The following is a 9,742-nucleotide window of genomic DNA, read 5'->3' as shown; positions in this document are numbered from 1 at the left end:
TTTTGGAATAGAATTTGTAGTTTTACATCCGATTAACATTATTTTTTATGAAATACATTCAATTGTTTTTACTTTTTCTTACCATGGGTTTTGCTTCTCAAGCAACGGCGCAAACCTTTACTTTAAGAACAAGCAGCGTAAGTTATTCTGAAAAAAACCAAATTGGAAAATGGAGCAAATGGTCTGATTTTGCCAAAGCCGATTTGATTATAACCATCGATGGAAAAAAGAATAGAATCGTAGTGAACTCACCAACAATTCAAGTTTTTACCATAAAAAGTTATGGCGAAAAAACCGAAACCGATAAAGATGTTATCACACCATTTGAATGTGTTGACAACAATGGATCTAAGTGTAACATCATTGTTATTACAAGAAAAAATGAAGGCAATAGAATGCAATTTTACATCAATTATTCTGAAGTAAAATTTGTTTACAACATCTACAATTAATCTTCCAAAAATGGATTTTTCCTATCCAAAAGCAGAAAAACTAAAAAGCAGAAAAACGATTGATTTACTTTTTTCTGAAGGAAAATCTGTTTCAAAATATCCGTTGCGAATGGTTTATGTTGCTACAGATGAAGAAAATACAAAAACTACTTTTGGCGTTTCGGTATCTAAAAAAAACTTTAAAAAAGCAGTAGATCGAAATTATTTTAAACGTGTTTTGCGCGAATGTTATCGACTTAACAAACACATCATTCATGATAATTTGCAGAAACCTTATGCGATTATGTTTTTTTATCAAACAAAAGAACGGTTGAGTTATCAAGAAATAAACGAAAAAACAATTGCGATATTCGAGAAATTTATTCGTCAAATTAACGAAGTAAACGGCCAAAAATAACGCTTACACTTTCTTAACAAACACATAAAAAAATAGTTTTTTGCTTATTATGCAATATATTTGATTTTGTTTTATAAATTCGTTAGTTTTTAATTCTAAAAATGTTAAATTGATTATGCTTAAGTATTTTAAAAAGAGATATATACTTCCTGTTATTGCTAGTGGATTTTTGTTGGTTGGTGTGAGTTTCAAAGACAATTTTTTTGAAATAGCCAAGCAAATAGAAATTTTTACTTCGCTTTTTAAAATTGTAAATCAAAATTATGTTGATGAGGTAAATCCGGCAGAAGTTATGGATAAAGCCATCAAGAGCATGCTTGCCGATCTAGATCCGTATACCAATTTCTTTAACGAACATGATGTTGTAAAATTCAAAATCAACAATACTGGCGAATATACCGGAATTGGCGCGATGATTACTCGAAAAGAAGATCAATTAATTATCAAAGAACCTTACAAAGGTTATCCTGCCGATAAAGCCGGATTGAAAGCTGGTGATGCCATAATTCAAATTGGTGACGTGTTGTTGTCTGACTTTAAAGAAGATGCTTCTCAATTGTTGAAAGGCGCAAAAAATACTAAAATTGACATCAAATACATCCGTCAAGGAAAACAATTAACTACGCAATTGATTCTTGATGAGGTTGAAGTAAAAGCAGTTCCGTTTTTTGCAAAAATTGATGACAAAACAGGTTATATCGTGCTTACAGCTTTCAATAATAAAACTACAAAAGAAACCAAAGAAGCATTAGAAAAACTTAAAGCCGATGGTGCCGAACGAATCATTCTAGATTTGAGAGGAAATCCTGGTGGATTATTGAACGAAGCGGTAAATATCTGCAATCTTTTTGTGGAAAAAGGCGAAGTAATTGTTACTACAAAATCTAAAAACGAAAAGTACAATAACGTTTATAAAACATCAAAAGAACCAGTAGATTTAGAAATTCCTTTAGCGATAATTGTCGACGGAAAAAGTGCCTCAGCATCAGAAATTGTTGCTGGAGCTTTGCAAGATTTAGATCGTGCAGTAGTTATTGGAAGCCGTAGTTTTGGAAAAGGATTGGTGCAACGACCGTTTGATATGACTTATGGAACGCAAGTAAAAGTTACTATTTCTAGATATTACACTCCTTCTGGTAGATGTATTCAAGCATTAGACTACTCTAAAAAAGATAAGGACGGAAAAGCTATTAAAACAGATGCTTCTAAATACAACGCATTCAAAACCAAAAAAGGAAGAACGGTTTATGATGGTGGCGGCATTTTACCCGATATTGAATTGGAAGAAACAAAGCTTAGCAGCATTACCGAAGTATTGCAAAAAAACGACGGAATTTTTAATTATGCCACCAATTATTATTTTAAAAATCCAAATTTGGGCGATAAAATTCCGACTATTTCTGATGCTGATTTTGCCGATTTTAAAGCGTTCTTAAAAAGAGAGAAATTTAGTTTTGATACCGAAACCGAATTGGCTTTGAAAAACACATTAGAAAAAGCTAAAAAAGAAAAAATTGATGGTGCAATAACTGCACAATACGAGCAATTGATGACAGCAATTCAGAAAAGTGAAGAAGCTCTATTAGACAAAAATCAGAAAGAAATTAAGAAATTAATACTAGACGAAATTATTAAACGTTATCAGTATAAAGAGGGATTGTACCAATATTACACCAAGAGCAATCCCGAAATTATTAAAGCAACCACTCTTTTAGCCAACAAAGCTGAATATTCTAAAATACTAAACTAGATGTTACGATTTTTAAGGATTTTACCATTGTTTTTTTTCGGATTTATTTCTGCACAAGAAGAAATCGTACACTCGGTTTATTTTGAATTTGACAAATATTCATTTGACGAAAAACAAGCCAAAGAAGTTGTTGATTTTATAAAAAATAGTGACTCAACTAGAATTGAATCTGTTCAAATTTATGGTTATACCGATGATATTGGAAAAGATGATTACAACTTTAAATTGTCTACCAATAGAGCCAATGCCATTCAAGCCAAGCTTTTAGAAAATGGTGTAAAAAACAAAATTATTGTAACCATTGAAGGAAAAGGAAGAATATTAATTGACGATGATATTGTTGATAATCTTCCCGAAAAACGTTCTAAAAACCGTCGTGTTGATGTGGTTTTAAACTTAAAAGAACTTCCAGCATTGATTATGCCAGGATTTTATCATAGCATCAATAAAAACCACGTAGTTGGCGATCATATTTATCTAGATAACATCCTTTTTGAAAGAGGAAGCAGTAAATTATCAACCAAAGAAAAAGCAGAATTAGATAAAATTGCCTTGCTTTTAGTGCGCTACAAAAACATTCATTTTGAAATTCAAGGACACGTTTGTTGCACGCCACCATATCAAAAAGAAGCGATTGATAAAGACACTAAAAAACGTCAATTGTCTACAAATAGAGCGCAAGCTGTATATAAATATTTGGCTTTTAGACGAGTAGGTAAAAACCGAATGACTTTTAAAGGTTATGGAAATACGGTTCCGCTTGGGAAAGATCCGCAATATGATAGACGTGTTGAATTGGTGATTACAAAGATTTAACTCCATGAATCGCTTATTATTTGCTTTGCTTTTTATAGGTTTTCTATCAAATGCACAACAAAAATCCAATACAATTCGGGTTTATTTTGATTCCAATTCTAGTGATTTAGCATCAAATGAAATGTCGGTTATCAACGGCATTTTTTCTAATGAAACGCTTACTTTTTATACCATTGAAGTTTCTGGTTTTTGCGACGACATTGGATCATTGGAAGCCAATAAAATTCTATCAGATAAACGAGCGCAAACCGTAGCTACTTTTCTAAAATCGGAATTTGATGTTAACGCTACTTCTACTCTAGGAAAAGGAGAAATTGCAATTGAAGATTTAAATGCTAATCTAGATGAAATTAGAAAAAACAATAGATGTGTTTCTGTTTACTACACTTTTACCGAAGACGAAATTAAACCGTCTGACGAAACAGCAACTACTAATTCAGCATTGAAATTCTACAAAACATTTGATGATGAACTAGTTGTAGGCGATAAAATTATCATCAAAAATTTACTTTTTAAAGGCAATACAAGACTGTTTCATAAAGAAGAAGATGCATTAGTTGAACTTAACAAAGTTGTCGATTATTTGAACAAAAATCCTAATACAACTATTGAAATTCAAGGTCATGTGTGTTGCATTGGAAAAGCGCACAGCGATGCTTATGATATGACTTCGGGCAAAACCAATTTATCGCATACACGCGCCAAGAAAATCTATGATTATTTAGTAGAAAAAGGAATTTCGCCAAGCAGAATGACACACATGGGTTACGGACGAAAATTCCCTATTCCAAACGGAATTGAATCGGAGAACAAGCGCGTTGAGATTTTAATTACTAAGATTTAACTACTTACGCTTCATTTCGATATGCGGAATATCGTCTTCTAAATACATTTCACTAGTTTGTACAAACTGATGACTTTCATAAAATTTCTGTAAATAAAGTTGTGCAGAAATGGTAATTTCATTGGTGTCAAAATAGTCTTTTACTCCAGAAATGGCATTTTGCATTAAATCGTGACCCCATTTTTTATCTCGATAATTCTGTGCCACGATAACTCTTCCGATGGAAGCATTTTCAAAATAATCGTTGGGTTTAAATAATCGGGCATAAGCCACAATTTTGCCTTCGTAAATTCCTAAAAGGTGTAATGCTTTCTCGTCTTTGCCGTCAATGTCCTGATAAACGCAATTTTGCTCCACTACAAAGACTTCACTTCTTAGTTGCAGCACAGAATATAGTTCGGTTAAAGATAATGCCTCAAATCGCTTAATTTGCCATTCAATGTTTGCCATGTTATTTATTTTCGGGTTTCTTTAGAAATTGAACCGATTTTATAATTGATTCTAATTCTAACATTAAATCTCTTTTATTTTTGGATGGTGCGTAACAAAATCCTTCAAGCACCAAAATTCGTTTGTTGGTTTCGTCAATTATGGCGTAATTTATAAATGGTCCGCTCATGAAATCGTTGCTTAAATCCCAAGTTCCTTTGAGACCGTAAGCTGTTTTTCCGAAGATTTTGGTTTTGGTTAGATAAGGCGAAAAACCGGTTTCGGTAATCATTTTCGTTCTAGGTTTGTTGCCGTGAATGTATTTTTTGCCAATAGAATCTCTAATTTTTACAATTCGGTTAACCAAATTAGTAGTGTCTTTTAGTGAACTCATCGGAACTTGATAAGCCAATAAACAAAGGTTTCCGCTAGTGATTTCTTTCTTTAGCCAAAGGAATTTTTTGCCTTGTAAAACAATTTTATACTTATCTGGAACATTGATTAAAACATTAAATCGCGATTTTATTTTGTCTCTTTCTAATGATCGTCTGATGTTTCTTTTTTGAAAAATATCAATTTCCGATTTTTTAATTTCCTGAATGATTTTGGGTGCATTTACCTCAATACTATCAATAATTTCGTGTACCGTTTTACCGGAAATATGAACTGCAATTTGAGGCGTTACATATTCGTTTGGCTTAATGTAAAACTTGGTTTTGGCTTCTTTTTTAACCACAATAATATTTCTACTATTGGTCATGAAACCTTCTAAAAGTTTTACTGGATATTGGTTTAAAGTAAACAACGGTTCTTCTTCTTGAAGACCAATTACTGGTGAAGCAAATTTATTTCGAATAGAATCGCCAACTTCACCATTCCAAAGTTGATCGTCTATAATCACAGAAATGGCGTTTATTTTCGCAGTGTTATCATCAGAAATGTTGGTTTTCTTTTGATTNNCGATAAAAATAAAATACTAATGGCTAGAAATAAAAAATGGGTTTTATTCATAATGAAATAAAACCCAAATTTATATAAGATTTTTTGATTATCCACCTATTTTTAATTTCATTCCAGGTTTTAAATTCTCACTTTTTATGTTATTTGCTTTTTCGAGATCGGCAATGGTAACACCAGGAAATTTTTTAGCTATACTAGATAATGTGTCGCCTTGTTTCACTTGATACAACTTTTGATTTGCTTTTTTAATTGTTGCAGCATAATCTTCTTTTCCTTTTTTAACTTTGGTAGTTGCAACTTCTTTTCCAACAATAAGTTTGTCGCCTTCTTTAATGTTGGTATCAGACAATGAATTTAACTCTAAAAGATCGTTTATTGTAGTGTTGTATTTTCTAGCGATTGTTCCTAAATACTCACCTTTAACCACAACGTGTTCCACATTTTTAGCTAAATCTGCGTTATTTTCATTCGCTTTTTGATCAGAAATAATTAACTCTGCACCCAATTTTATATTGTTGTCAATCAAATTATTTCTTTCTTTTAAATCTTCAAGAGATATATTGAATTTTTTGGCAATTGATGATAAATTATCGCCTTTTGCAACAACATAAACATTTTCATTTTTAGAATTTGTTTCTGCTTTTATTTCTTTTTTAATGATTTCAGCTTTAACTTTCTTTGGTTCAACAGCAGCAACGGCCTCATTTTTAGTCGCAAATGGTTGCTTCACTTCTTTTCTAACTGTTGTAGTAACTTTTTCGTTTTTGATGATTTTTAAATCATCACCAAGACCGATATTGCTTCCTTTTAAATTATTCCATTTTTTAATATCGGCTACAGAAACATCATATTTTGTTGCAATTTCTCCCAAAACATCACCTTTTTTTACTTTGTGGTATTTGGTAACATCTTTGTAAGAAACTACTTTTTCGGTTTTAAAAACTTTCTCGGGTTTTGCTTCATTTGATGCAACATCAGAAGTTGAATTTGTTACGATTTTTGTTTCTTTAGTCGAAACAGAATCGGCTACAGCCTTAGTTTGTGCAACATCATTATTTTCTTTGTAAGCAATTTTTTCGGATGATAGAATTTTTAACTTTCTTCCTAATGGCGCCGAATTACTTCGTAATCCATTCCAGCTTTTTATGTCTGAAACTGTAACGTTATATTTATCAGCAATTTTAGATAAATTATCGCCTTTTATAACTTTATGATATTTCGTTCTTGTAGTTGAATCACTATCAGATTGCGATGGATTAGTAGGATCGTTTTGCTTTACAGAGGCCAATCTTTCGTACGGACGTTCTCTTTTATTAGCTTCATAATTTATGTAAGCATAAATTTTATCTTCGTTGGATGCGAAAATTGCGATTTTATCTTTTGGCAATCTCAAGAAGTTTCTTTCACCAGAAATTGATGGAATTTCATTTCGTTTGTACGAAGGATTAAAGAATTTTAATTCGGCCACAGGAACATCCAACAAATCTGATATTTGCTTGAAAGTCATGTGATTTTTCACCATAATTGTATCGGTAGCAAAGTGATTTGCAATGGCTTTATTTGGTACAATTCCGTGTTCTTTATGGTATTCGAAAATGTACATTGTAGCCAAAAATGCTGGTAAATAACCTTGCGTTTCTTTTGGAAGATTTTTTCTAATGTTCCAATAATTCTGTTGTCCACCTGAACGTCGAATTGCTTTGGCAACATTCCCTGGTCCTGAATTATAAGATGCTAAAACCAAATCCCAATCGCCAAAAATCTTGTACATGTTTTCCATGTACTGCGATGCAGCTTGACTTGCTTTTAATGGATCGCTTCTTTCGTCAACATACGATGAAATATTTAAACCATATTGCTTGCCTGTTTGATACATAAATTGCCATAAACCAGTTGCTCCAACTCTAGAAACCGCTAACGGATTTAAAGCCGATTCAACAACAGCAAGATATTTTATCTCTAGAGGAATATTTTTCTTAGCTAATTCTTCTTCAAATATTGGAAAGTAGAATTGAGAAATTCCCATTAAACGTTCAAATCCTTTTTTTCTATTCTTTAAAAAAGATTTGATAACGTTCTCTAAACCAATATTGTATTCAATATTAAAAGGCGATTTTTCATCTAATCTTTTCAGTCGTTCTTTTAATAATTCCGTTGGTAATTCGTAATCAACCGTTTTGTCAATGTCTACAGTTTTAATGTCTTGCAACAAAGTAGAGTAAATGTCTAGCGATGTCATTTCTTTCATCCAAAGACTGTCAATGCAAGTAGCCATATCATCATTGACAAAAGTGGCTTTTATAGAATCTAAGTACGAAACTTTTACAACATTTTTAAGTATTGTATCCTGCTGTGCGGTGGTTTCTTGAGCGAAAAAAGAAGCCGAAGCAAGAAGAAGAATCGATGTCAGTTTATTTTTGATATTCATATTATTTTATTCAACATTTTATTAATCAGCATATTATGCCATTTGCAAACTTACCGATTAATAACGTAAAATTTTGTTTAATTATTGTTAAAGTCTGATTTTTAGTCTAAAATCGCTTGAATTCCAGGTAAAGTTCTTCCTTCTAACATTTCTAGCATTGCGCCGCCACCAGTAGAAACGTAGCTCATTTTATCTTCTAAACCAAACTGTTTTACTGCCGAAACTGAATCGCCACCACCAACAAGAGAAAATGCTCCGTTTGCTGTAGATTCTGCAATATATTCTCCAAGAGTTATGGTTCCGTGAGCAAATTTTTCCATTTCAAAAACGCCTAATGGTCCGTTCCAAAGAATGGTTTTAGAAGCCATAATTACTTCCTTAAAGTTTTCTAACGATTTTGGTCCGGCATCAAGTCCTTGCCATCCGTCTGGAATTTCACGAACATCAACAATTTGAGTATCGGCATCATTTGAAAAAGCATTTGCAGCAACAACATCAACTGGAATATGAATTTGAACACCTTTTTCTTTTGCTTTGTGCAAAATTTCAATCGCTAAATCTAATTTATCGTCTTCACAAATAGAATTTCCTACTTTTCCGCCTAAGGCTTTGATGAATGTAAAAGTCATTCCACCACCAATAATCATGTGATCTACTTTGTCTAAAATATTTTCGATAACTGTAATTTTCGAAGAAACTTTAGAACCACCAAGAACTGCAGTTACTGGTTTTACCGAATTATTTAAAACGCGATTTAAACTTTCAATTTCTTTGGCTAATAGTAATCCGAAGCACTTGCTTTCTGGGAAAAACTGAGCAATAATTGTTGTTGAAGCGTGTGCTCTGTGAGCTGTTCCAAAAGCGTCGTTTACATAAATATCACCAAGCGATGCTAAATCTTTAGAAAATGAAACATCTCCAGCCTCTTCTTCTTCATAAAAACGTAGATTTTCTAGAAGTAAAACTTCACCAGGTTTTAAATTGGAAGCGGCATTTTGAGCGACAGTTCCGCGGCAATCTGAAGCAAAAATTACTGGAACTTCTAGAACTTGAGCAACTGTATCAACGATATGTTTTAATGAATATTTATCTTCTTTTCCTTTTGGTCTTCCTAGGTGTGACATCAAAATAACACTTCCGCCTTCGGCAAGAATTTTATCAATTGTAGGTTTTGCCGCTTCAATTCTATTGGCATCGGTTACCTTGAAATTTTCGTCTAATGGAACATTAAAATCTACTCGTATTAAAGCTTTTTTTGATTTGAAATTGAAGTCGTTTAAAGTTTTCATTAATTTACAGTGTTAATTTATAGTATTCTGCAAATATAACTATTTTGTTTTTCTTAGAAAATGATAAACATCAGCGTTGCTTTTTAGACTTTTTTTGTTGCATTTCTTCTAGTGTAAGCGTTCTAAATCCGTTTTTGGTTGTGATAATTCCGCCAATTTCTATCCCATGAAATAAGCTTGGAAACATATTTTTTCTATGTTTTATAGATTTAACTATTCCGTGAAGTAAGATGCTTATAATCATTATGAAATTGATTTTTTGTTGGTTCCAAAAAATTATCTGATTCTCAAAAATAATAAAAATACCGATAAAAAGCTTTTTTCATCGACAAACAACTCAATAAAATTGAAAAAATGACAAATTTAAAGATTATTCT

Annotated in this window: 10 protein-coding genes; 5 read left to right on the top strand and 5 right to left on the bottom strand. The window is 32.1% G+C overall.

Annotated features, from left to right (window positions below; translation table 11 throughout):
• The first annotated feature begins 47 nt into the window (after positions 1–47).
• From DIU01_RS14155 to DIU01_RS14135, 5 genes are all read left to right on the top strand, one after another.
• Positions 48–452, top strand: coding sequence for a hypothetical protein (locus DIU01_RS14155; protein WP_290835549.1), 405 nt, complete (start codon positions 48–50; stop codon positions 450–452).
• Between the two features lie 10 nt (positions 453–462).
• Positions 463–849 carry a ribonuclease P protein component gene (rnpA, locus tag DIU01_RS14150; RefSeq protein WP_290835547.1) on the top strand — a complete coding sequence of 129 codons (387 nt, stop codon included), beginning with the start codon at positions 463–465 and terminating at the stop codon, positions 847–849.
• Between the two features lie 115 nt (positions 850–964).
• Positions 965–2,599 carry a S41 family peptidase gene (locus DIU01_RS14145; protein ID WP_290835545.1) on the top strand — a complete coding sequence of 545 codons (1,635 nt, stop codon included), beginning with the start codon at positions 965–967 and terminating at the stop codon, positions 2,597–2,599.
• Complete coding sequence (locus DIU01_RS14140) at positions 2,600–3,415, top strand: OmpA family protein (protein WP_290835543.1); 816 nt, start codon at positions 2,600–2,602, stop codon at positions 3,413–3,415.
• 4 nt (positions 3,416–3,419) lie between these two features.
• Entirely contained in the window at positions 3,420–4,259 is an 840-nt protein-coding gene (locus DIU01_RS14135; RefSeq protein WP_290835541.1) for an OmpA family protein, read from the top strand.
• Here the strand turns inward: DIU01_RS14135 and DIU01_RS14130 are convergent, their stop codons facing one another.
• From DIU01_RS14130 to DIU01_RS14110, 5 genes are all read right to left on the bottom strand, one after another.
• The gene (locus DIU01_RS14130; RefSeq protein WP_290835538.1) at positions 4,260–4,709 is read right to left on the bottom strand and encodes a GNAT family N-acetyltransferase; all 450 of its coding nucleotides are present in this window, start codon (positions 4,707–4,709) and stop codon (positions 4,260–4,262) included. It abuts the gene before it with no gap.
• Between the two features lies 1 nt (position 4,710).
• Positions 4,711–5,589, bottom strand: coding sequence for a DUF4837 family protein (locus DIU01_RS14125; RefSeq protein WP_290835536.1), 879 nt, complete (start codon positions 5,587–5,589; stop codon positions 4,711–4,713).
• Positions 5,590–5,736: 147 nt separating this feature from the next.
• Positions 5,737–8,076, bottom strand: a complete 2,340-nt coding sequence (locus DIU01_RS14120; RefSeq protein WP_290835534.1) for a LysM peptidoglycan-binding domain-containing protein — start codon at positions 8,074–8,076, stop codon at positions 5,737–5,739.
• Positions 8,077–8,177: 101 nt separating this feature from the next.
• Positions 8,178–9,365 carry a phosphoglycerate kinase gene (gene pgk, locus DIU01_RS14115; RefSeq protein WP_290835532.1) on the bottom strand — a complete coding sequence of 396 codons (1,188 nt, stop codon included), beginning with the start codon at positions 9,363–9,365 and terminating at the stop codon, positions 8,178–8,180.
• Positions 9,366–9,435: 70 nt separating this feature from the next.
• The gene (locus DIU01_RS14110) at positions 9,436–9,609 is read right to left on the bottom strand and encodes a hypothetical protein (protein ID WP_290835530.1); all 174 of its coding nucleotides are present in this window, start codon (positions 9,607–9,609) and stop codon (positions 9,436–9,438) included.
• Positions 9,610–9,742 lie beyond the last annotated feature (133 nt).

Origin of the sequence: Flavobacterium sp. (genome assembly GCF_003525665.1) — a bacterium.
Taxonomy (GTDB): Bacteria; Bacteroidota; Bacteroidia; order Flavobacteriales; family Flavobacteriaceae; genus Flavobacterium.
This window is presented reverse-complemented; position numbering and strand designations above follow the sequence as displayed.